Below are 22,392 nucleotides of genomic sequence, written 5' to 3' on the forward strand. Positions count from 1 at the left end.
ATGTCAACGACCTCCCAGCGCGAGGCCGACGTGATCATCGTCGGTGCCGGCCTGTCCGGAATGATCGCCGCCCGCACGGTATTGGCCGCCGGCCTGCAACCCCTGGTCCTGGAGGCCGACGAGCGGGTCGGCGGCCGGATCCTCACCGAGGAGGTGGTACCGGGCCTTCCTGTCGAGCTGGGTGCCCAATGGATCGGTGACACCCACCACCGGATGTTCGCGCTGGCTGAAGAACTCGGCGTGCAGACCTATCCGCAGTACGACGAGGGTCAGACGTCCTATGAGCTGGTGGGCTCAGGTGTGTTGGGCGAGAACGAGTTCCATAACCGGTTCGCCGGTGAACTGGCCGCGCTCGAGCAGGTGTTCACCACACTGGACGAACTGGCGGCCGAGGTGCCGCCGCAGGCACCGTGGCTGGCGCCGCACGCCGAGGAGTGGGACGCCATCACCGCCGCCGACTGGTACGACGCGCAGGGCCTGGCCCCCGTCGCGCGCACCCTGCTGGAGATCTGTACCGTCGGCATCCTCGCGGTGCCGACCGCGGAGGTGTCGTTCCTGCATCTGCTGTTCACCATCCAGACCTGCGGTGTGACCGCTGAACTGTTCGCCGAGTCCGAGGGCGGGGCGCAGACCACCCGGTTCGTCGGCGGCACCAGCGAGATCCCGAACCGGTTGGCGGCGTTGATCTCCGAGCACATCCTGCTCAAGGCTCCGGTACTGCTGATCGAGCACACCGCCGACCGGGTGACCGTGCACTGCCGCGGTGGGCTGGTGGCCACCGGGCGGCGGGTCATCGTCGCGATTTCGCCGACGCTGGCCAGCCGCATCATGTACGACCCGCCGCTGCCGGGGGTTCGCGATCAGCTCACCCAGCGGATGCCCAACGGTTCGGCGATGAAGGCGTTCTTCATCTACGACGAACCCTTTTGGCGCGCAGAGGGTTTCAATGGGCAGCTGATCTCCGACGTCGGCCCGGCGCGGATGTCCAACGACACCTGCCTGCCCGGCGACAGCCACGGCGTGATCCTGATGTTCCTGGAGGGTGAGCAGGCCCGCGACCACATCACGTGGTCGGAAGCCGACCGGCGCGAAGCCTTGACCGCCGAACTGGTGCGCCACTACGGCAGCCGGGCCGCCAAACCCGAGTACTACGTCGACGGCGAATGGTCGGACCGGCAGTGGACCCGCGGCTGCTACAACGCCAACCTCGGCCCGCACGTCTGGACCACGTACGGCTCGGCGCTGAGCGAACCGATCGGCACCATCCACTGGGCTTCGACCGATACCGCGACGTTCTGGAGCGCCTACATGGAGGGCGCGGTGGAGGCCGGTGAGCGGGCAGCTCAGGAAGTCATTGCGGCGCTGGGTGATTAGCCCAGTGCGACGGGCAGCGACTCCATACCACGCAGTGTGACGTTGGGCTTGTAGACGGGTTCACCGGCCAGCTGTGCGTTCGGGAACCGCTTGGTCACCGCCGACAACGCCACTGCCGTCTCCAATCGGGCCAGCGGGGCCCCCAGGCAGAAGTGCGGACCCTTGCCGAACGCCATGTGGCGCACCGTGTCCCGGGTGGGGTCAAACTCGTCGGGCCGGTCGGTCACCAGCGGGTCGCGGTGCGCGGCAGCGAACAGCAGCATCATGTTGTCGCCCTTGGGAATATCGATTCCGCCGATCGTCATGTCCGCACCGGCGATGCGGCCCGCGAGTTGCACGGGCGGGTCGTAGCGCAGCGTCTCCTCGATGATCGCCGGAGCCAATTCGGCGTCACCGGCCAGCGCCGTCCAGTGCTCACGGTGACGCAGCAGCGCGAGGATGGCGTTGGCGATCAGGTTCACCGTGGTCTCGTGGCCGGCGATCAGCAGCAGGTTGCAGGTTGCGACGATCTCGTCCTCGGTGAGTTGGTCACCGGATTCCTCGACGGCGATCAGGCCGGAAATCAGATCATCGGCCGGGTGGGCGCGGCGCTTCTCGAGCAGTTCGCGCAGGTATCCGCGCAGCCACAGCCCGGCTTCCAGGCGTTCCTCGAAGCCCTGGGACTGCCCGGTGAAGGCGATGAACGGATCCAGGCCCTGGGCCAGCAGGGCCGAGGCCCAGCTGAACTTCGGCTCGTCCTCGATGGGCACACCGAGCAACCGGCAGATCACGGCCACCGGCAGTGGGTAGGCCAGATCCTCGATCACCTCGAATTCGCCTGTGGCAGCGACCTTGTCGAGCAGACCGTCGACCATGGCGGCGATATCGGCTTCCAGCGCCTTGACGACCTTGGGCGAGAACGCCTTGCTGACCAGCCGGCGCAGCCGGGTGTGGTCGGGCGGGTCGAGGAACAGAAAACCCGGTGTACCGAACGGGCGCAGCTGCTGTCCTGCCGCCAGTGCGCGCTGCGCCATCGTGGATTTGGTGCGGTCGCTGCAGGAGTCGGGGTGACGCAGCACCTCGTCGCACTCGGCGAAGGTGGCGAACACGTGGAGGTCGTTGTCGGGCAGCTGCATCGGCCCGCTTTCCCGGATCCGGGCGTACACCGGGTAGGGGTTGGCCCGATTGGCCGGGTCGAGCAGTTCGACGAGCAGCGCCTGCGACTGTGCGGGAGCGGTCATGGCCCTATTGTGCACGCGTCAAGTAAGAGCAACCTGAGCCGAACGTCAGCGGGACGACCCGTAGTAGCGGCCCAGGACGTGATCGCGCAGGTCGTCGAATTCCCCGGCGGTGATGGCCGCGCGGATCTGATCGACGAGCCGGATGATGAAGCGCTCGTTGTGAATCGTGCACAGCGTGGCCGACAGGATCTCCTTGGCCTTGAACAGATGATGCAGGTAGGCCCGGGTGTAGTGCGCGCAGGTGTAGCAATCACACTCGTCGTCGATGGGGGTGAAATCCCGCCGGAACCGGGCGGTGTTGATGTTGAACCGTCCGGCCGGCGAATACACCGCGGCATTGCGCGCCACCCGAGACGGTGACACGCAGTCGAAGGTGTCCGCTCCGGCCTCGATCGCCGCGAACAGGTCATCGGGCTCGCTGATCCCGAGCAGATGCCGGGGCTTGTCGTCGGGCAGTTCGTCGATGCACCAGCCGACGATGGTGGCCAGGTTCTGTTTCTCCAGCGCTCCCCCGATGCCGTAGCCGTCGAAACCGCGGCCCTCGGCGTCGACCAGACCCGCCAGGTCGCGGGAGGCCTGCCTGCGCAGGTCCTCGTACTGCGCGCCCTGCACCACCCCGAACAAGGCCTGCGCGGGCCGCTCCGGCCGTGCAGCGCTCAGCCGCCGGTGTTCGGTCAGGCAGCGCTGCGCCCAGGCGTGGGTGCGGGCCACCGATTCCTCTTGGTAGCCGCGGGTATTCACCAACGTCGTCAGCTCGTCGAACGCGAAGATGATATCGGCGCCGATCTTGTGCTGAATCTGCATCGACACCTCCGGGGTGAACCGGTGCGTCGAGCCGTCGAGGTGCGAGATGAACGTGACGCCGTCGTCGTCGACATGAGCCAGCCGCTGTTTACCCTCGGCAATCACATCGTCGGCCTGCACCCGGTTGGCATCCATGGACAGCACCTTGCGGAACCCCGCACCCAGCGAGAGCACCTGGAACCCGCCGCTGTCGGTGAACGTCGGCCCGGGCCAGTTCATGAACGCACCGAGACCACCGGCCTCGTCGACGATGTCAGGGCCGGGCTGCAGGTACAGGTGATACGCGTTGGCCAGCACGGCCTGGGCACCGAGATCGCGCATCGTCTCGGGCAGTACGGCCTTGACGGTGGCTTTGGTTCCGACGGCGATGAACGCGGGGGTGTGGATGTCGCCGTGCGGGGTGTGGATCACCCCGCTGCGTCCCCGCCGGCCGGGGAGCTCCGCGTCGACGGTGAAAAAGGGCACGCCGACATCTAACCAGCGGCTTACCCGAGGAAGCTCACGATGTGCCGGGCCAGGTCCTCGCCGGCATCCTCCTGCAGGAAGTGGCCGGCGTTGTGGATCGTCGGATGCTCGATGCCCTGGGCGCCGGTCATGTGCTGCTGGAAGATCGGCGCCATGCCGCCGGTGATGGGGTCGCCGTCGCTGAAGGCGACGAGCATGGGCACGGTACTGGCCGCCAGCACCGCCCACGCCCGGCGGTTGGCCTCCGAGGCCGGGTCGTCGGGACTCGTGGGCACCAGGCCGGGCATCGCACGCGCGGCGATGGTGAAGCCGTCGTCGGGGAACGGCGCGTCGTAGCCGGCCCGCACCTCATCGCTCATCGGACGCCGGCAGCCGGATTCGACGAACCGCCCGACGTCGACGGTCGGCGCGGTCTGAATGGCCTCGCGGAACTTCCACCAGATCTCGGGCATGCTGATGTCCCCGGTCGGCAGACCGGTGTTGGCCACCACGATGCGGCTGAAGCGGTCGATGTTCTCGGCGGCCACCCGCAGTCCGATGAGCCCGCCCCAGTCCTGGCCCACCAGGGTCACCCGACGCAGGTCGAGGACGTCGAAGGCCAGCGCCCGCATCCATTCGACGTGGCGGGCGTAGGTGTGGTCCTCGAGCCGGGTCGGCTTGTCGGAGCGGCCGAAGCCGACCAGGTCGGGGCAGATCACCCGGTACCCGGCGGCGGCGATGATCGGAATCATCTTGCGGTACAGGAAGGACCAGGTGGGTTCGCCGTGCAGCATCAGCACGGGGTCGGCGTGGGCGGGGCCGGACTCCACCCAGGCGACGCGCACGGTCGCGCCCTCGCCGTCATCGAGGTCGGCGTAGTTCGGCGAATAGCCGAAGTCGGGAAGTTCAGCGAACCGATCATCGGGTGTACGCAGCGTCTGCACGCTGCCCGACGATACCGATTGCGAGGCGCGAAATTGCCACGTCGGGCGCGGAAAGGCGAATGGCAATTTCGCTCATTCAGGCCATCACTGGCAAACCGCGACCCATAATCGTCCCGATGATCCGTCAATGTCGACGGGTCACTTCAACAAAGGAGAAATCGGTGAATCGTGGTTTTGTGGTGGCCGTAGCCGGCGCTGCAGTTCTGGTCGCCGGCCTGTCCGGCTGTTCCAAGGAAGAGAAGAAAGCTGAGTCGACGTCGAGCGCGTCGAGCTCTGCGGCGGCGAGCGCCTCGTCGAGTGCGGCGGCCCCGAGCGCCAGCTCCGGTGCCAGCACCGCCAAGGTGACCATCGACGGTCAGCCCCAGACCATCAACGGCCAGGTCGTCTGCGCGACGGCAGCCGGCAACTACAACATCGCCATCGGTGAGGCCGCCACCGGCATCGCCGTCGTCCTGAGCGAGGACGCCTCGCAGGTCAAGTCGGTCGGACTGGGCAACGTCAATGGCGTGACCCTGGGCTACACGGAAGGTGTGCCGGGCGGCGCATCGGCCACCGCGACCAAGGACGGCAACAACTTCAAGATCACCGGAACCGCGACGGGTGTGGACATGGCCAACCCGATGCAGCCGGTCAACAAGCCCTTCGAGATCGAGGTCACCTGCCCCTAGCGGCAGACCGAGACGAGGCGGCGGCGACCTGAGGGGTCGTCGCCGCCTTCTCGTTCGGCGCCTAGACGCCGACGGCCTCTTCCAATCCGGCCAGAGAATCCTCGAGGTGCCCGAGCAGCCGTTGCAGATGCGGGACGCTGCGGCGGCAGCCGACGAGCCCGAAGTCCAGATTGTCGGCATTGTTGGACAGCGTGATGTTGAGGGCCTGACCATCCAGTGCGATCGACATCGGATAGTTGCCGTCCAGCCGGGCCCCGCGCCAGTACAGCGGCTCACGGGCGCCGGGCACATTGGAGATCACCAGGTTGAACGGCGGCTGGGCGGCCTGCGCCAGCGGGGGCACCAGCGCCAGGGTCAGCGGCGCCATGTTGAACGCCGACAACGCCAACTGCTGCAGCCGCGGCAGCTGGGTGAACACCTCCTTGTTGCCGCGCATCGAGGCGTGGATGGTGTCCAGCCGCTCGGCCGGGTCGTCGAGGTCGGTGGCCAGGCTGCACAGGATCGCACCGACCTGGTTGCCGCCGCTGGAGGTGTCGTCCTCGGAGCGCAGGCTCACCGGCACCATCGCCACCAGCGGCCGGTCCGGCAGCGCGTCCTGCTCCAGAAGGTAGGCGCGCAGCGCGCCGGCGCACATGGCCAGGATGACGTCGTTGACCGTGACGCCGGAGGCGTCCTTGACCGCGACGACGCGCTTGATCGGCCAGGACTGCGCCGCGCAGCGGCGGGCTCCACCGATCGGGACGTTGAACATCGTCTTCGGCGCACCGAACGGCAAGGTGAGCTGTTGCTCGAGCAGCGCCGCCCGGGCCAGCGTCAGCGCCGAAGGGGCAAGTCCTGCAACCGATCCCGCGGCCCTGGCCAGACCACCCAGCCGGGAGGACCGTGACACGGTCTTCGTCCGCTGACGCGGACCGATGTTCCAGGGCGCCCGCAGGTCGGTGTCCTGCGGGTCGTCGGACAGGGCGCGGCGCATCATCTTCATCGCCGAGACACCGTCGACCAGTGCATGGTGCACCTTGGTGTACACCGCGAACCGTCCGTCGTTGAGACCCTCGACGAGGTGGGCCTCCCACAGCGGGCGGTGCCGGTCCAGCAGGGTGCCGTGCAGCCGCGAGGTCAGCTCGAGCAGTTCGCGCACCCGCCCCGGCGAGGGTAACGCCGACCGGCGCAGGTGATATTCGAGGTCGATGTCATGGTCGAAGGACCACGCCAAATTCGCGATACCGCCGAACAATTCACCGGGATGCTTGCGGAACGTCGGCTGGACATCCTCGAAGGTCAACATCGCCGAATAGATGTCGCGAATGAATTCTGGACCGGCGTCTTCGGGCGGCTCGAACAATTGCAATCCGCCGACATGCATCGGATGCTCCCGCGACTCGGCCAACAGGAACATCGAATCGGTCGGTGAAATCAGTTCCATCGCTTCCCTCCACGCTCAATGCCACCCGTGTGCCCATTACACCGGTTCGCTATTCGCCGCCGATGCCATTCGGGTGGATCGTCAGGTCCAAAGACCCTGTCTGCCCGAACCGACTCGGGCGCACTGTGAAGCCATGGCAGCCAATCGGCGCATGCAGGCGGCGGTAGCCGTTCTCGTCGGGGCCACCCTGGTGGGGTTCGGGCTTCTGGTGGTGGCTTTCATCGGCATGGCCCGCCACCCCGTCGCCGACACCGCCGGGCCTGCGACCACGTCGAGTTCGACGGCGCCGGTGGTCCCGTCCCCTCTCGCGGTGGCGGTGCGAGCGTGGGAATCGCGCGCCGGTGAGCACTTCAAGGAGTCAGCGCAAGCCCTCGAGGAGGTCTCCGGGGCGTCGGACCGCAACGACGAAGCGGGCGTCCGAGCCGGGTGTCAGCGGCTGCACGACACCAACGCCGTCGGTCTGCAGGCCGATCTGCCCACGCCGGATCCCGCCCTGACGGCCGAACTGCAGAGCATGATCGACGATCTCAACACCGCCACCCACGCGTGCCTGCGGTTCGCCAACTCCCGGCAACCCGAGGACTCCTCGAATTACCAGACCTACCTCGCCCGGGCGATCGATCACCTGACGACGGCCAAGCGCATCCTCAATGAGGACCTCGGTCAGTGATGACCGCCGCCACCACCACCGCCGCCGCCGTCATGCGGACCGCCCGGGACGGCGTTGAAACCAGGCTCGGCGACCTCCGCCTCGGTCAGCTGATCGCTGGTGTCCGGAATGACGGTCGGGGCGCAGTTCATCGAGAAGCTGTCCTCGGTATCGGTGTCCTGGCACTGGGCCAGCACCTGCGGACCCGGACCGCTGACACCGGCTGCCACCGCCGGGGTCAGAGCGATCGCCAGGCCGACCGCGCCGTAGATCAGTCGCCGGCCGCGATGTGACATCGTCGCCATGCCCAACCCCCTTCGTCGATGACGCCAGGGTAGGTCAGCTTCCTGGGAATCGACCGTGTTGGCCGCCGATTCACGGCTTCGCACAGCCACCTCCCAGGAATTAGACACAAGCGTCAATATTTTGCCGAAATCCCGGTACATCGAAGCTTGCCGAGTTAAGTTCCGCGCAGACGGCCAACGGAGGCCGTCGATGGAATGGGGGGATTCATGTATTCACGGACAGCGACCAACGATGGCGTGCGCCGGATGGGCGCACTTCTGATCGGCGCAGCGGCCGCCACCACGCTGGCGGTGAGCACGCCCGCGCCGGCGAAGGCCGCCGACGGCTGTGTGGCGTTCGGCTCGGTCAACATGCACACCGGTTCGGCCAGCTGCTCCTCGACGGGTTTGCTGGGATTGGCGGTGGCGTTCGGACCGGGCGCCACGGCCACCGCCGGGGGCCTGTTCGGGTTGGCTTTCGCGGTCGGGACCAACGCCCAGGCGGTAGCCGGGAGCCTGCCCACCGACGTGTTCAGCACGGCGATCGCCCGCGGTGACGGCAGCGTGGCTGTGGCCGACCAGGGTGTCGGAAACATCGCGGTCTCCTCAAGGGGCGGGTCGGCCAACGCGAACAGCGGCAACTTCAACGTCGCCATGGCACGCGACACCGGAAGCAAGTCGACGGCAACCGGGGGTAGCTTCAACATCGCCGGGGCCATGGGTGACAACAACGAGGCCTACGCCGGTTCCCAGACCCAAGGCGTCTACGGCAATTTCAATCTGGCGATGACCGTCGGCGAGGACAACTCCGTGAAGGCCGTCGACGGTGACTTCAACCGCGCCACCGCCTTCGGCCGCGGCAACGGGGCCTTCGCCGGCACCGGTAATCGCAACCGCGTCATGGTGTTCGGCAGGAACAACAACTCGGTCGCCACCTTCGGTGACGGCAACCAGACGATCGTCTTGGGCGAGGGCAACGTCGCCAACGCCGGCGGCGGTAATCGCAACCGGGCCATCGTCTTCGGCGAGAACAACACCGTGCGGGTCGGCGACCCGACCAATCCCACCGGCACGTCGGACCGCAACTCGGCGATGGTGCGCGGCGAGGACAACACGGTGACCGCGGGGCCGGGCAGCCGCAACCGCATCCGGATCTCGGGCAAGGGCATCACCGCGTCCAAGCCGTGAGTGTGCGTCCTCATCCGCTCATCTCGGCGTGTTGCGGATGAAACCGCACAGTCGAAGTGACCTACCGACAAAGCCGGCTCTCCCGCAATGGGAGAGCCGGCTTTGTCTATGGCGGTGGCGGAGGGATTTGAACCCTCGGACGGGGGTTACCCGTCACACGCTTTCGAGGCGTGCTCCTTAGGCCGCTCGGACACGCCACCGTCGGCAAGCTTACGGGTCGCGGCCGGGCTAACCCAAATCGCGCTGACGGGCGAAAAAGGCCTCCAACAGCGCGGCGCACTCGTCGGCCAGCACACCGCCGCGCACCTCCGGCCGATGCGTCAGCCGCCGATCGCGCACCACGTCCCACAGTGAGCCCACCGCACCGGTCTTGGGTTCCCACGCCCCGAACACCACCCGGGCCACCCGCGCCATCACCAGCGCACCGGCGCACATCGTGCACGGTTCGACGGTCACCGCCAGTGTGGTGCCCTCCAGCCGCCACCCGTCGCCGTACACCTGAGCTGCCGCGCGCAACGCCAGGATCTCGGCGTGCGCGGTGGGGTCACCCAACTCCTCGCGGGCATTGGCCGCCCGGGCCAGCTCGGTGCCGTCCGGGGCGAAGACCACCGCACCGATGGGCACATCCTCGGAACCGGCAGCTGCGGCGGCCTCGATCGCCGCACGGATCAGCGAAGAGTCAGAGCTCACCGATCGAGGCGGTCCAAGACGGCAGCCAGCTCATCGGCGAACCCCATCTCCCTGGCGATCCGGCCCAGCTGTTCGTCGGCATACAGATCGGTCTCGTCGAGGATCACGCTCAATACGGCCTCGGGCAGGCCGATATCGGAGAGCACCCCGAGATCACCCTCTTCGAACGGATCGGAATCCTCCAGATCCTCCGGGGCGATGTCGGCGTCGAGCGTCTCCAGCGCCTCGGCGGCGATGTCGTAATCCAGCGCCGCGGTGGCATCCGACAGCAACAGCCGGGTGCCTGACGGCGCGGGGCGCACGATGAGGAAGAACTCGTCGTCGATGTCGAGCAGACCGAACACCGCACCGGCACTGCGCAATTCGCGCAGCTCGGTCTCAGCGGCACTCAGGCTCGTCAGCACCGTGGCACTCAGCGGCGAGCACCGCCACTTGCCCTCTTCGCGGACCACAGCCACGCCGAAGCCGTCCGGGGCGTCCGATGACCCCGTTGCTGACGCCCGCTGTGCCTCCATGGCCGCATACGCTAGTCGCTGAGCAGGCCTTTTGACCAGGTAATCGGTGGCGCCCCGGTGTGATGTGCCAACCTGGAAGACGTGACGAAGACTCCCGTGTGCGTGCTCGGGCTGGGGCTGATCGGCGGATCGGTGATGCGCGCGGCGGTGGCGGCCGGACGCGAAGCGATGGGCTACAACCGGTCGGTGGAGGGGGCGGACGCCGCCAAGATCGACGGGTTCGACGCCGCGACCGACCTCACCGAAGCGCTGTCCTGGGCGGCGCAGCGCCAGGCCCTCATCGTGCTGGCCGTGCCGATGCCCGCGGTCGGGCTGATGCTGCGCCACGTCGCCGACGTGGCCCGTGACTGTCCGCTGACCGACGTCATCAGCGTCAAGGGTGCGGTGCTCGACGAGGTCCGCTCGGCGGGTCTGCTCGACCGCTACGTCGGTGGGCACCCGATGGCCGGCACCGCCCACTCCGGCTGGGCCGCCGGCGACGGCCGGATGTTCGCCGGGGCACCGTGGGTGCTGTCGGTCGACGAGCACGTCGACGCCGGCGTATGGGCGCAGGTGATGCATCTGGCGCTGGACTGCGGTGCCGTCGTGGTCCCGGCCAAGTCCGATGAGCACGACGCCGCGGCGGCCAGCATCTCGCATCTGCCGCATCTGCTGGCCGAGGCCCTGGCCATCACCGCAGGTGAGGTACCGCTGGCCTTCTCGCTGGCGGCCGGATCGTTCCGCGACGGCACCCGGGTGGCGGCCACCTCACCGGATCTGGTGCGGGCGATGTGCGAGGCCAACGCCGAGCAGTTGCTGCCGCTGTTGGATCGCGCCCTGGAACTGCTGACCCACACCCGCGCGACGCTGGCGGACAAGGGCTCGGTGGCCGAACTGGTGGAGGCCGGGCATGCCGCCCGGGCCCGTTACGACAGCTTCTCGCGCCCGCAGATCGTCACGATCGTGCTGGGTGAGGAGAACTGGCGCGAGGAGCTCGCCGCCGCCGGCCGGTCGGGCGCGGTGATCAGATCCGCTCTGCCAGGCCCGGGTAGTCGAGGATGAATCCGTCGGAGTCGACGGTGATGGTGGTCTCGGCCACCGGCGAGTGCAGCTTGATGCCGTCGCCATCGGCTCCCGAACTGCTGTAGCTGATCGAGGCCTGGCTGACCGTCAGGTCGGGCAGGTTGACGTAGACCACCGGCAGGGTCACCGAGTCGGACCGGCGATACAGCCCGGTGCGCCGGATCGGCAGGGCGTTGAAGAACGGGCTGAAGACCACGTCGACGTCCAGCGCACCCTCGTAGGAGCCGCGGGACTGGCCCTGGTGGTCGGTGATCAGCCACATGTTCTCGTCGTCGCGGGCGATCGACAGCTGCCGGTCCCGCTCGGCCAGTGTGATGCTCAGCGAGAGCCGTTTGGTGGCCCCGCTCTCATCGGTGACCAGGTCATAGGAGGCGCTGAAGGCGGGGTGCGTACCAGCGGCGGCCGCCACGATTCGGCCGTAGGCCTTGATCCGGTTTCCGGACAGCTGGACGCGGGTCGATTCCATCCGCGAAGCGTCGTAGGCGCGCCAGGTCAGGGTCTTCGGCCAAGCGCTGTCGGTCGCATCTTTGGCTGCACTCACCCGTCTACCGTAAGCGACGGGTCGCCGCGTTCGTAGCCAGGTCGCCAAGTGCGGCCCATCTGTGACGTGGGTGCTTTCGACTCGACACTGACCTCGTCGTCGAGCAGAGGCTGCGGCAGCCGCCGCCACCGGCCGGATCCGGGCACCGAGGCCCACACCGCCAGCGCCAGCAGTCCGTCGAGCACCAGTGCCAGCACGGTGACCAGCAGCGCACCGACCAACGCGATGTGGAACTGGCGGATCTTGATGCCGTCGATCAGGTAGCGCCCCAGCCCGCCGAGGCTGGCGTAGGCGGCGATCGTCGCGGTGGCCACCACCTGCAGGGTGGCGGTGCGCAGCCCGCCCAGGATCAGTGGCAGCGCGTTGGGCACCTCGACACGGGTGAGCACCTGGGTCTCGGTCATCCCCATCGAGCGGGCTGCGTCGACCACCCTCGGGTCGACGTTGGCCACCCCGGCGTAGGTACCGGCCAGCAGTGGCGGGATGCCGAGCAGCATCAGTGCGATGGTCGGCGGCAGCAGGCCCAGCCCCCACAGCAGCACCCCGAGTAGCAGCACGCCGAGGGTGGGCAGTGCGCGCAGCGCGTTGACCCCGGTGACCACCAGGAAGGTGCCGCGGCCGGTGTGCCCGATCAGCAGACCGACCGGGATGGCGATCAGGGCCGAGACCACCACGGCCACCGCGGTGTACTGCAGGTGCTCAAGGATGCGAGCGCCGAGTCCGGCTTTGCCGCCCCAGTTGGCGGCGGTGAAGATGTAGGCCAGCGCCTGGTTCAGGAAGTTCACGACGCCGCCCCCGCCCGCGCCCACGGGGTGATGGCCCGGCCGGCCAACAGGATCAGGACGTCGATGACGATCGCCAGCAGGAAGATCGCGATGATCCCGGCGATGATCTGATCACTCTTGTCAGCCTGATATCCCTCGGTGAACCAGGTGCCCAGTCCGCCGATACCGATGACCGAGCCGACCGACACCATCGAAATGTTCGTCACCGCAACAACTCTCAGTCCGGCGATCAACACCGGAATCGACAGCGGCAGTTCCACTTTGAGCATCCTGGCCAACCTGGTGTAGCCGACGGCGGTGGCCGCGTCCCGGACCTGCCCGGGTACCGCGTCGAGCGCCTCGGGAACGGCACGGACCAACAGTGCGGTGGTGTACAGGGTGAGCGCGACGATGACGTTGGCCTCGTCGAGGATCCGGGTCGGGATGATCAGCGGCAGCACCACGAACAACGCCAGTGACGGGATCGTGAAGATGATGCTGGCGGTCACGGTGGTCAACCGGCGCAGCGGGGTGCTGCGCCACACGTAGGCACCCAGCGGCACCGCGATCAGCAGGCCGAGAACCACCGGGATCAGCGACAGCCGCAGATGGATGACGGTGAGCGCCCACGCCTTGTCCAGGTGGGTGAGCAGATAGTTCATCCGCTCCTCCGCTGGGCTTCCAGGGCGTCGATGACGTCATCGGCCAGGATGCCGCCGCGCACCGATCCCTCGGCGTCGACGGCCACCCCCACGCCCGAGGGCGAGGACAGCGCGGCGTCCAGCGCGGCGCGCAGGGTGCCACCGGGCCCGAACAGCGAGCCCCCGGCGATGGTGCTGTCGTAGAGCGAGGCGCCGCCGCGGTGCAGATCGACGCCGGCCGCGTCGATCCAGCCATACGGCGCACCGCCGGCCTTGAGCACCAGCCGCCACTGTCCCGGGGCGAGCGTCAGGGCGTCGATCTGGTCCTCGGTGACGGTCTGCACGGGATGCAACGGGACGTCGGCGGCACCGAAGAACTGCAATCCGCGATAGCCGCGGTCGGTTCCGATGAAACCCGAGACGAAGTCGTTGGCCGGGTTGGTCAGCAGTCGCGCCGGGGCGTCGTACTGCTGCAGCACACCGCCGGGCCCGAACACCGCCACCCGGTCACCGAGCTTGACCGCCTCGTCGATGTCGTGGGTGACGAACACGATCGTCTTCTGCAATTCGCTTTGCAGACGGAGGATTTCGACCTGCAACTCGTCGCGCACCACCGGGTCGACGGCCGAGAACGGCTCGTCCATCAACAGAATCGGCGGGTCGGCGGCCAGCGCCCGGGCCACCCCCACCCGCTGCTGCTGACCACCGGACAGTTGCGCCGGGTAACGGTCACCGAGTTTGGGGTCCAGGCCCACCCGTTCCAGCACGCCGTAGGCGGCTTTGCGGGCGGCGCGGCGGGATTCGCCTCGGAGCACCGGCACGGTCGCCACGTTGTCGATGACGCGTTGATGCGGCATCAGCCCGCCGCTCTGGATGACGTATCCGATGCCGAGCCGGAGCTTGACCGGGTCCACACCGGCGATGTCCCGGCCGTCGACGGTGATGGTGCCCGACGTCGGGTCGATCATCCGGTTGATCATCCGCATCGAGGTGGTCTTGCCGCATCCGGAGGGGCCGACGAACACCGCCAGCGTTCCGGTCGGCACCTCCAGGGTGAGGTCGTCGACGGCCACGGTGCCGTCCGGATATGTCTTGGTGACCTTGTCGAAGGTGATCATCACTTCCCGATCGGCTTGTCGAACCCGTTGTCGCTGATCCACTTTCGCGCGGCCTCGTCGGGATCAACACCCGAGTTGCCCGACACCGCGGTGTTGAGCTCGATCAGCCCCTGCGTGGTGAGCTTGGCCGAGACCGCGTCGAGCACCTTCTTGAGTTCGTCGGACTTCTTCTGGGAACTCACCAACGGGACGACGTTGGCGGCCAGGAAGTTGTTCTTCGGGTCTTCAAGCACGACGAGATTGTTCTGCGGGATCGCCGGTGAGGTGCTGAAGATGTCGGCGGCCGTGACGGTTCCGTCCACCAGAGCCCGCACTGTTGCCGGACCGCCGCCGTCGCTGATGGCGATGAAGTTGTCGGGCTTGATGTCCAGGCCGTATTTGGCCTTCAGTCCGGGCAGGCCCTCGGCGCGGTTCTGAAACTCCGACGGCGCCCCGAACTTCACTTCGGCCGAGTGGGCCGCGAGATCACCGATGGTCTTGAGGTTCCATTTCTGCGCGGTCGCCTGGGTGACGGCCACCGTGTCGGTGTCATTCGCGGGTGATGGCGTCAGGATGGACAGGTCACCGGGTAGCGCCCGAACCAGCGCCAACTCTACCTGGTCCGGCGTGGTGACGGTGGTCTTCGGATCGAAGTACTGCAACAGATTTCCGGTGTATTCCGGCACCAGGTCGATGGAGTGGTCGCGCACCGCCGGGATGTAGGTTTCCCGGCTGCCGATGCCGAACTGACGGCCCACCGTGAAGCCGTTGGCCTCCAACGCTTGTGCGTAGATCTCGGCGATGATCTTCGACTCCGGGAAGTCGGCCGACCCGACCACCAACGTCGTGAGATCACCGGACACCGAACCCCCGCCGAGCGGGTTGGAACTGCCGCACCCCGCAGTCGCCGGTGCGAGTACGGCAACCAGCAGCGCCGCCAACCACATTCGCTTCGACCTACCGGTCATTGAGCGTCCTTTCCACCCCTACCCTCAACCGACACTATCGACCCGTCGGCGGACGCGCCCTGGTTTAGATCACGGCAGGCGTCATCGTCTCGTTGCGGGTTTGGTGGTTTCTTTCTGACCGGGAAGGGGCAAAGATGGCGTCATGAGCAGCGAACCGCCGGTATCGCCCAGCGAGCCGACGCCCCCGGCGCCACCGCCACCCGCGGACACCCCGAAGACGCCGGCGCAGCCGGTGTCGGAGGTCGGGTTCACCAGGGCGGCTGCCCTGTGGTCGTCGATCTTCTTCGGGTTCCTGATCCTGATCGTGCTGCTGATCTTCGTGGCACAGAACACCGAGTCGGCCTCATTCGCCTTTCTCGGCTGGCATTGGACCCTGCCGCTGGGCGTGGCGATTCTGGCCGCAGCCGTGGGCGGCGGTCTGGTCGCTGTGCTGGGCGGCGCAGCGCGCATCTTCCAGTTGCGCCGGGCTGCGAAGAAGAACCTCAAGGCGGCCCTGAAGGCCTGACCCCGGTGCCCTAACGGGCCGAGCGCGCGCCGGCCGCGTGTGACTTCGCCTCACTGGCCTTCTTCTCGGGCCGGGCGGTATGACCCACCGCCGGGCTCCGGCCAGGGGTACTGCCGCCACCGGAGGCCAGCTCCTTCCGGATCCGCTCCACCTCGGCAGCGGCCACCGCCGCGGTGTCCTTCGCCTTGGCGGCCGCTTCGGCGCGAGCCTTGGCCTCGGCGGCGCGCTTCTCTGCGGCAGCGACGGCCTCGGTGGCCTGGGCTTTGGCTACCGCCCGTTCGTCGGCGGTCTCCTTGGCGGCCTGCGCCGCCTTCTCAGCGACCGCCGCGGCTTCGTCTGATGCGGCCTTCGTCTGATCGGCAACGTCGGTTGCCGCAGTCACGTCGACGTCGGCTTCCTTGGCGGCCTGCTCGGCGGCGGCCAGGTCCTTCTGTACGCCTGCGAGTTTCGCGGCCGCGTCATCGACTGCCGCCTCCGCCTGTTTCGCCGCCGCGCTCGCATCGTCGGCCTTCTCGGCCGCCGCGCGCGCGGGAGCCTCGACCTCGTCGAGCGCCTGCTGAACCTTGTTTTGGTCGGCGGTCAGCGCGTCGGCCGTCGCCTTGGTTTCGTCGGCCTCCGCGGTGGCCTGCGCCAGGGCGACATCCGTCTCCGCGAGGTTCTTCTTCAACGTTTCGAGCTGGATCTTGGCCGCTGTGACGGCAGCGATCGCCTCATCCAGGCTGCTCTGGGCGGCCTCGTAGGCGAGGTTGGCCCGCTTCGCGGCGTCGGCGGCAGCGCTTTCGTCCAATGCCGCCTGCTCGGCCTTGGCCTGCGCATCCGCGGCAACCCTGGCCAGCTCGTCGGCTTGCTCTTGGAGCTTGGTTGCATAGGCCGAGCCCTCCTGGGCGGCCGCACGGGCTTCCTCGGCGGCCTGCGCCGCCGCGGCATTGGCAGCATCGGCCACCGCCTGCAATTCAACCGCGAGTTCGGCATCTCCGGCTGTTCTGGCGGCCGCCTCGGCGAGCCCCTGAGCCTGGGACTCCGCGCTGTAGGCAGCGAGGCTTGCCTCTTCTGCGGCGTTCGAGTACTTGTCCGGGTCGAGGAGGGCCAGCGTTGCCAGCGAGTTGGCATAGGCCCGGGCGAGTGCCGCCTGCGAGGCAGCAGCGTCTGCCGCCAAGGAGGCCTCTGCCGCCGTCTGTTGCAGGAAGTCCGTTCTGGCCGCCGCATCGAGGGCGGTGGCGAGGGCGGCGTTGGCCGCCTCCGCCGCGGATTCGGCAATCGCCTGCTGTTCGTCCGCCTTCGCCTTCGCTACCTCGGCCTCTTTGGCGTACAACGCCGCCTTCTCGGTGATCGCGTCGGCATCGGCCGCCGTCTGCTCACGCACCGCCGACGCGTCCGCGGCCTTCTGCTTGGCATCATCGAGGCCGGCTTGCGCATCCGATAGCGCTGCAGAGGCAGCGTCGACCGCAGCTGAGCTGGTCTCGTAGTCCTGCACGGCCGCGGCATACGCTTCGAGGAGCGCTTCCTTCTTCCCGGCGATGGCAGCCTGATAGTCGGCGACCTTCTGGGCGTAGGCCCGGGCTTCGTTGGCCTTCGCGGTGACCGCGTCGAGTTCCTCGGTCAGCTTCGCGACGTCCGGGGCCACCGCCGCCTTGGCCTCGTCGGCGGCCTTGGCCGCTTCCTCGGCCGCAACCTGAAGGTCGGCAGCCTGAGCCTTGGCCGCGTCCACGTCCTTCAGAGCCTCTGCGACAGCGTTCTCGGACCCGCTGATGGCACTCTTCGCCTCGTCGAGGCGCTTTTCGGCGGCGGCCTTGGCCTGCGCGGCATCCTCCGACTTGCTCAGTGCCTCGGCCAATGTCTGCTCGGCATCGCGCGCCGCGGCAGCCGCCGCGTCGTCGGCCTCGGCGGCGGCCTGCGCAGCCGCTTGGGCGGCGGTGGCGTCGGCCGCCGCTGCGGCTGCCCGCGCCTGAGCCGCCGCAGCCTCGGTCACCGCCTGCTCGGCCGCACTGGTCGCTGCCGCCAATGTCGCTTCGGCGGCAGCCAGTTCAGCGGCGCTGGCACCGCCGGACCATGCAGCCACGATCTGCTTGCGGAGTTTTTCCGTCGCGGCGATCACCTGGGTGATGGCACCGCCCCGCGGAAAGGGGTTGTCCGTACTCGGTTTATCGGGGGCTTCGGCAACCAGCGCCTCCCTGAGGAGTGTCGCGGCAGCGACGAAGGCCTCGGCCGGGGACTTCCCCGCTCCGATGGCGTCACCGAACTCACCTGCTGCCAGGACGAGTCCCCGCACCAGGGTCGTCGGCACTCCCACGACAATCGTCCCGACCCATTCACCAACCGCGTAGACAGTCGCCTCGACCGGGTTTACCACCGTGTAGGTGGTCGACGCCGTCGGCACGACGGTGGTGCGGCTGCTCACCGGGTCGAAGTAAACCGCAAGGGCCACTTGCTGTATCGCCGTCGAGTCGGTGCTCACCCGCGCGACGGGCGTACCGGCGACCACCTGCGGCACCAGGTTGACCGGGGCGGCGATGAGAGCCCCAGCAGCAAACACAGAAATCCCGGCGACAAGACGCGAACGAACCGACGGCTCCATGCTGACCTTCCCGTCAATTTGGATGATCAGCAGGAAGTTAGCTGGTAGATGCCTGTGAGGTCGTTGATTAATGAGAAAATTTAGAGTGAACGGTTCGCCAACGCGGACAGTCCTCCGCTAATCAAGACCGCAACGGCTTGTGTCAGCAAAGCGCCAGCTGCGGAATTTTCCTCGTCAGCGGCGGACATCCTCCGCCGGTAGTCGATACCAGCAACGATGATGCCCAATTTGAAGTAGCCCAGCGCCATCTGGAAGTTCCAGTGCGCCAAGGGGTTCCCCGAGACCACCGAGTAGCGGTGAGCGAGCTCCTCCGAGGACGGCATCGTCGGTGCCGACCACGCCATCTCCTCGCCGAAGATCAGGTTGAGCGCGGGGTCGCGGTGCACACACATCAGCGCCGCGTCCGACAACGGGTCACCCAGCGTGGAGAGCTCCCAATCCAGCACGGCCCGAACCACTGTCGGGTCCCCGGCGTCGAGCATCGTGTTGTCGATCCGGTAGTCGCCGTGCACGATCGACGTACGGCTCTGTGCGGGAACGGATTCGGCGAGCTGGGTGTGCAGGCTCCGCACATCGTCGTCGCGGGGGTCGTCGGGCAGCCGTACCAGCTCCCACTGCGACCCCCACCGGCGCACCTGGCGCTCGAGGTAGCCGGTGGGCTTGCCGAAGTCCGACAGGCCTACTGCGTCCGGGTCCACCTCATGCAGGTCGACGAGGACCTTGATCAGGCTGTCCACGCTGTCGCTCACCACGTCCGGGCCACCGAGGGCCTCCAGTTCGGCGCGGGTGCGCACCACCTGACCGTCGACGTACTCGACCATCTGGAACGGGGCGCCCAGCACCGAGTCGTCGTCACGCATCGTGACCGCAGGCGCGACCGGGACCGGACTACCGGCCAGCGCGGCCACCACCCGGTACTCGCGGGCCATGTCGTGGGCCGAGGGCGTCAACCCGTGCAGCGGTGGGCGACGCAGCACCCATTTGGAGACGTCGTCGTAGACCAGGAAGGTCAGGTTGGACCGTCCGCCGGAGAGGAACCGCGCCTGCAATTCGCCGGTGCGCGGGATGCCCACCGAGCGCAGATGCCGGTCGAGAGCGGTCAGGTCCAGGCCGTCGAGTCCAGTCACCCGCTATGTATAACCGATGCCGCTCAGCGCTTGTTGCGGGGCAGCAGATCCCAGACGTGCTCGGTGGTGTTCACCGCCGCCACGGTGGCCTGGCCGTTGCGGGCGTACAGCAGCCGGGTCACCGACACGTAGTCGATGGGGAACGACAGCAGCCGTGCGGTGCCGAGCAGCCGGTGCAGCACCACATTGATCACCCCGCCGTGGCTGAAGACCGCCACCGTGTCGTCGTGGTCGGAGACGGCGACGATATCGGACAGTGCGCCCATCACCCGGTCGATGAACGCGTCCTCGTCGACGCTGCTGGGCAGGTGACCGGCGGCCATCCGGGCCCACTCCTCGGGGCGTTCGGCGCGGACCTGTTCGATCGGCACGTAGTGGGACAGGCCGCGGTCGTACTCGGCGAGCCGGTCGTCGATGTCGACGGTCATGCCCCGATCCTGCGCGACGGGTTCGGCGGTCTGCATCGCGCGGCGCTGCGGGCTGCTCACCAGCCGGGTGATCGGATACCGGGCCAGCGCGCCGGGCAGCCGGCGGGCCTGCTCCCAGCCATCGTCGGACAGCTCCGGATCCGAACCTTCGCCCGCCTGCGTGCGATGCGGCAGGGCGTGCCTGACGAGCAACAGCTGCATCTGTTCAGACGTCCTTTCGGTGGTGCGGCCCGTGCAACGATAAAGCCCATGCGCGCGTTCGCCTGTCCGGTGTGCCAGAACTTCGCCTTGTTCGAGCGCGATCACTGCTCGTCCTGCGGCGCCACGTTGGGCCTGCATCTGCCGAGCAAGTCGATGGTCGCACTGACCGACGGGGCCGCGGTGATCGAGGGGGTCGGCTGGGTGCGCTGCACGCAGGCCGAACCGCTGGGCTGCAACTGGCTGGTCCCCGAGAGCGTGCCCGCCGGCCAGCGCGGCCGGTGCCTGGCCGATTCGCTGATGCGCCGTGAACCGGAGCCCGATGACACCATTGCGCTGGAGAAGCTGGTCCCCACCTCGGTGGCCCTGCGCAGGCTGGTCTACCAGCTCGACGATCTCGGCCTGCCCATCGAGCCGTACTGGCAGCGCGAGGGTGGCCTGGCCTTCGATCTGCTGTCCAGCTACAGCACCGGCGAGCGGATCATGATCGGCCACGCCAACGGTGTGATCACCATCGATCTGGTGGAATCCCTTGACTCCTACCGGGAATCACTGAGGGTGCGCCTCGGTGAGCCCTACCGCACGATGCTCGGCCACTTCCGCCACGAGGTGGGCCACTACTACCAGAACATCCTCGTCGAGACCGGGCCCGGGGCGCAGCGCCATCTGGAGCGCTGCCGCGAGCTGTTCGGTGACGAGCGGGCCAGCTACTCCGATGCGATCGCACGGCACTACGAGTTCGGGGCGCCTGCGGACTGGCAGGAGTCGTTCATCTCCGAGTACGCGACCATGCATCCGTGGGAGGACTTCGCCGAATGCTTCGCCCACTACCTGCACATCACCGACACCATCGACACCGCCCGCGAGGGCGGTCTGGTGCTGCACAAGGACCGGGTGCGCTTCGCCTGGCCGCGTGACATCGTGCCGTGCGAGTCCTACGCCGACGCCCCGGTGGAGAAGCTGCTGTTCGACTGGAAGTGGATCTCGATGTTCTTCAACCGGGTGAACACCGCGATGGGCAAGAACCCGTTGTACCCCTTCGAGATCACCGATCCGGTGGCCACCAAGCTGGGTTTCGTGCACACCCTGGTGCGGGAGTCAGCGCTCGCGTAGTTCGGCCAGGATCTCCTCGGTGTGCTCACCGAGTCGGGGAGCCACCGACCGCGGCGCCCAGGGCGTGCCGTGGAAATCCGCCGGGGTGGCGATCATCGGGACCGAGGAGTCGCCGTCGGGCACGTCGACCAGACCGCCGCCGGCGTAGAACTGCTCGTCGCCCAGGATGTCCTCCATCTCGTTCACCGGCGACCAGAACAGCTCAGGTTCGGCCTCGAAGATCTGTGCCCACTCGTCGAGAGTCTTGGTCGCGAAGATCACGTCGAGGGCCGCGATGAGCTCGCGGGCGTTGATGGCGCGGTTGCGCGCCGAGTCGAACCTGCTGTCGGACAACCACTCCGGTCGTTGTACGGCGCGGCACAGTGGTGGCCAGTGCCGGTCGGCCTCCAACCCGACGAGCCAGAACCGCCGCCCGTCGGCCGCCGCGTAGTTGTTCATACAGGGGTTGCCCATCGACTCGCGCTGCCCGATCGAGATCGGTGAGCCGCTGAGCAGGAACGTGTTGAGATCGAAGCTCACCGTGTAGGTGCCCTGGCGATACAGCGAGGTGCTGACCAGCTGGCCGGTCCCGGTCCGGGCGCGCGCCACCAGCGCGGCGTTGACCGCCGCGGCCAGCGTCATCCCGGTGAGGTGATCGCCCATCCCACCGCGCTGGAACGGCGGAACATCGCCGGGTCTGGTCAGCAGCGCTGCGACCCCGGCCCGGGCCCAGAAGGCGGCGATGTCGTAAGCCGGCCGGTTGGCGTCGGGTCCGGTCTCGCCGTAGCCGGTGATCAGTCCGTAGACCAGGCCCGGGTTGCGTTCGGACAGCGCCGGGTAGTCCAGGCTCAGCCGCTGCAACGCATCGGGGCGGACATTGGTGATGAAAACGTCTGCGTCACTGATCAGTTCGTGAGCAACGGCCCGATGCTCCTCGGTCCCCAGATCGAGGACGATGCTGCGCTTGGAGCGGTTGTCCATCTCGAACGGCGGACTGCTGCCGTCATCGATACCGAGCATCCGGCCGAACAGCCGGGCCGGATCACCCGTCGGCGGTTCGATCTTGACGACGTCGGCCCCCCAGTCCGCCAGGATGCCCCCGGCGGCCGGACCGGCCACCCAGACTCCGAGCTCGACAACCTTGATCCCATCCAGCGGTCCTGCCATCCCCGGAACAATACTGGCGCCACG

General features: G+C 67.9%; 23 protein-coding genes and 1 tRNA gene. 7 read left to right on the forward strand and 17 right to left on the reverse strand.

Features of this window, described 5'->3' with window-relative positions:
• Positions 1-1,374: a flavin monoamine oxidase family protein gene (locus BN3385_RS00615; RefSeq protein ID WP_059014111.1), complete on the forward strand. Its 1,374-nt coding sequence runs from the start codon at positions 1-3 to the stop codon at positions 1,372-1,374.
• Here BN3385_RS00615 and BN3385_RS00620 read toward each other — a convergent pair.
• Genes BN3385_RS00620 through BN3385_RS00630 form a run of 3 tightly spaced genes read right to left on the reverse strand, consistent with a single transcriptional unit; the run spans position 1,371 to position 4,786 of the window.
• On the reverse strand, positions 1,371-2,594 hold the full coding sequence (locus tag BN3385_RS00620; protein ID WP_059014113.1) for a cytochrome P450: 1,224 nt from the start codon (positions 2,592-2,594) through the stop codon (positions 1,371-1,373). The two genes, BN3385_RS00615 and BN3385_RS00620, sit on opposite strands and share 4 nt — an antisense overlap.
• Positions 2,595-2,639: 45 nt before the next feature.
• The gene (gene tgt, locus BN3385_RS00625; RefSeq protein ID WP_059014115.1) at positions 2,640-3,863 is read right to left on the reverse strand and encodes a tRNA guanosine(34) transglycosylase Tgt; all 1,224 of its coding nucleotides are present in this window, start codon (positions 3,861-3,863) and stop codon (positions 2,640-2,642) included.
• Positions 3,864-3,883: 20 nt separating this feature from the next.
• A complete protein-coding gene (locus BN3385_RS00630; RefSeq protein WP_059014117.1) occupies positions 3,884-4,786 on the reverse strand; it encodes a haloalkane dehalogenase in 903 nt (300 codons plus the stop codon).
• A 161-nt stretch (positions 4,787-4,947) separates the two neighbouring features.
• On the opposite strand from BN3385_RS00630, the gene BN3385_RS00635 reads away from it, so the two are divergent.
• Positions 4,948-5,454 carry a lipoprotein LpqH gene (locus tag BN3385_RS00635; protein ID WP_059014119.1) on the forward strand — a complete coding sequence of 169 codons (507 nt, stop codon included), beginning with the start codon at positions 4,948-4,950 and terminating at the stop codon, positions 5,452-5,454.
• A 61-nt stretch (positions 5,455-5,515) separates the two neighbouring features.
• Here BN3385_RS00635 and BN3385_RS00640 read toward each other — a convergent pair whose 3' ends face one another.
• The gene (locus tag BN3385_RS00640) at positions 5,516-6,877 is read right to left on the reverse strand and encodes a WS/DGAT/MGAT family O-acyltransferase (RefSeq protein ID WP_059014122.1); all 1,362 of its coding nucleotides are present in this window, start codon (positions 6,875-6,877) and stop codon (positions 5,516-5,518) included.
• A 133-nt stretch (positions 6,878-7,010) separates the two neighbouring features.
• Between BN3385_RS00640 and BN3385_RS00645 the strand changes: the two genes are divergently transcribed.
• On the forward strand, positions 7,011-7,547 hold the full coding sequence (locus BN3385_RS00645) for a hypothetical protein (protein ID WP_059014123.1): 537 nt from the start codon (positions 7,011-7,013) through the stop codon (positions 7,545-7,547).
• Here BN3385_RS00645 and BN3385_RS00650 read toward each other — a convergent pair.
• A complete protein-coding gene (locus BN3385_RS00650; RefSeq protein WP_059014125.1) occupies positions 7,541-7,831 on the reverse strand; it encodes a hypothetical protein in 291 nt (96 codons plus the stop codon). The genes BN3385_RS00645 and BN3385_RS00650 overlap by 7 nt on opposite strands.
• 246 nt (positions 7,832-8,077) lie before the next feature.
• Here BN3385_RS00650 and BN3385_RS00655 point away from each other — a divergent pair, with 246 nt between their 5' ends.
• The gene (locus tag BN3385_RS00655; RefSeq protein ID WP_231748602.1) at positions 8,078-8,998 is read left to right on the forward strand and encodes a hypothetical protein; all 921 of its coding nucleotides are present in this window, start codon (positions 8,078-8,080) and stop codon (positions 8,996-8,998) included.
• Between the two features lie 109 nt (positions 8,999-9,107).
• On the opposite strand, the gene BN3385_RS00660 is transcribed toward BN3385_RS00655, so the two are convergent.
• The 3 genes from BN3385_RS00660 to BN3385_RS00670 all read right to left on the reverse strand — a co-directional run bounded on the left by BN3385_RS00660 (position 9,108) and on the right by BN3385_RS00670 (position 10,203).
• Positions 9,108-9,198, reverse strand: a tRNA-Ser gene (locus tag BN3385_RS00660).
• 28 nt (positions 9,199-9,226) lie between these two features.
• On the reverse strand, positions 9,227-9,688 hold the full coding sequence (locus BN3385_RS00665; RefSeq protein ID WP_059014129.1) for a nucleoside deaminase: 462 nt from the start codon (positions 9,686-9,688) through the stop codon (positions 9,227-9,229).
• On the reverse strand, positions 9,685-10,203 hold the full coding sequence (locus BN3385_RS00670) for a tRNA adenosine deaminase-associated protein (protein ID WP_059014130.1): 519 nt from the start codon (positions 10,201-10,203) through the stop codon (positions 9,685-9,687). Before BN3385_RS00670 ends, BN3385_RS00665 begins: the two co-directional genes overlap by 4 nt.
• Before the next feature lie 96 nt (positions 10,204-10,299).
• Here BN3385_RS00670 and BN3385_RS00675 point away from each other — a divergent pair, with 96 nt between their 5' ends.
• Positions 10,300-11,244 (forward strand): prephenate dehydrogenase, encoded by a 945-nt coding sequence (locus tag BN3385_RS00675; protein ID WP_059014132.1) that lies wholly within the window; start codon positions 10,300-10,302, stop codon positions 11,242-11,244.
• Here the strand turns inward: BN3385_RS00675 and BN3385_RS00680 are convergent.
• From BN3385_RS00680 to BN3385_RS00700, 5 genes are read right to left on the reverse strand one after another with little or no spacing between them, the layout of a single operon-like run.
• A complete protein-coding gene (locus tag BN3385_RS00680) occupies positions 11,207-11,806 on the reverse strand; it encodes a putative glycolipid-binding domain-containing protein (protein WP_059014134.1) in 600 nt (199 codons plus the stop codon). The two genes, BN3385_RS00675 and BN3385_RS00680, sit on opposite strands and share 38 nt — an antisense overlap.
• The gene (locus tag BN3385_RS00685) at positions 11,803-12,591 is read right to left on the reverse strand and encodes an ABC transporter permease (protein WP_059016253.1); all 789 of its coding nucleotides are present in this window, start codon (positions 12,589-12,591) and stop codon (positions 11,803-11,805) included. The genes BN3385_RS00680 and BN3385_RS00685 overlap by 4 nt, the downstream gene beginning before the upstream one ends.
• Positions 12,588-13,232: an ABC transporter permease gene (locus BN3385_RS00690; RefSeq protein ID WP_059014136.1), complete on the reverse strand. Its 645-nt coding sequence runs from the start codon at positions 13,230-13,232 to the stop codon at positions 12,588-12,590. The genes BN3385_RS00685 and BN3385_RS00690 overlap by 4 nt, the downstream gene beginning before the upstream one ends.
• A complete protein-coding gene (locus BN3385_RS00695) occupies positions 13,229-14,329 on the reverse strand; it encodes an ABC transporter ATP-binding protein (protein WP_059014138.1) in 1,101 nt (366 codons plus the stop codon). Before BN3385_RS00695 ends, BN3385_RS00690 begins: the two co-directional genes overlap by 4 nt.
• On the reverse strand, positions 14,329-15,255 hold the full coding sequence (locus BN3385_RS00700; RefSeq protein ID WP_231748674.1) for an ABC transporter substrate-binding protein: 927 nt from the start codon (positions 15,253-15,255) through the stop codon (positions 14,329-14,331). Before BN3385_RS00700 ends, BN3385_RS00695 begins: the two co-directional genes overlap by 1 nt.
• A 163-nt stretch (positions 15,256-15,418) precedes the next feature.
• Here BN3385_RS00700 and BN3385_RS00705 point away from each other — a divergent pair, with 163 nt between their 5' ends.
• On the forward strand, positions 15,419-15,781 hold the full coding sequence (locus BN3385_RS00705) for a LapA family protein (protein ID WP_059014141.1): 363 nt from the start codon (positions 15,419-15,421) through the stop codon (positions 15,779-15,781).
• A 10-nt stretch (positions 15,782-15,791) separates the two neighbouring features.
• On the opposite strand, the gene BN3385_RS00710 is transcribed toward BN3385_RS00705, so the two are convergent.
• The 3 genes from BN3385_RS00710 to BN3385_RS00720 all read right to left on the reverse strand — a co-directional run bounded on the left by BN3385_RS00710 (position 15,792) and on the right by BN3385_RS00720 (position 20,112).
• Complete coding sequence (locus BN3385_RS00710) at positions 15,792-18,356, reverse strand: coiled-coil domain-containing protein (protein WP_156432472.1); 2,565 nt, start codon at positions 18,354-18,356, stop codon at positions 15,792-15,794.
• An 80-nt stretch (positions 18,357-18,436) separates the two neighbouring features.
• Positions 18,437-19,483, reverse strand: coding sequence for a phosphotransferase family protein (locus BN3385_RS00715; RefSeq protein ID WP_059014145.1), 1,047 nt, complete (start codon positions 19,481-19,483; stop codon positions 18,437-18,439).
• Positions 19,484-19,506: 23 nt separating this feature from the next.
• The gene (locus BN3385_RS00720; protein WP_059014147.1) at positions 19,507-20,112 is read right to left on the reverse strand and encodes a histidine phosphatase family protein; all 606 of its coding nucleotides are present in this window, start codon (positions 20,110-20,112) and stop codon (positions 19,507-19,509) included.
• Positions 20,113-20,160: 48 nt separating this feature from the next.
• On the opposite strand from BN3385_RS00720, the gene BN3385_RS00725 reads away from it, so the two are divergent.
• Entirely contained in the window at positions 20,161-21,222 is a 1,062-nt protein-coding gene (locus BN3385_RS00725; RefSeq protein WP_059014149.1) for a zinc-binding metallopeptidase family protein, read from the forward strand.
• Here BN3385_RS00725 and BN3385_RS00730 read toward each other — a convergent pair.
• Positions 21,208-22,368 (reverse strand): CaiB/BaiF CoA transferase family protein, encoded by a 1,161-nt coding sequence (locus BN3385_RS00730; RefSeq protein ID WP_059014151.1) that lies wholly within the window; start codon positions 22,366-22,368, stop codon positions 21,208-21,210. The genes BN3385_RS00725 and BN3385_RS00730 overlap by 15 nt on opposite strands.
• Between the last annotated feature and the right edge of the window lie 24 nt (positions 22,369-22,392).

This window comes from Mycobacterium sp. M26 (assembly GCF_001494595.1).
Taxonomy (GTDB): Bacteria; Actinomycetota; Actinomycetes; order Mycobacteriales; family Mycobacteriaceae; genus Mycobacterium.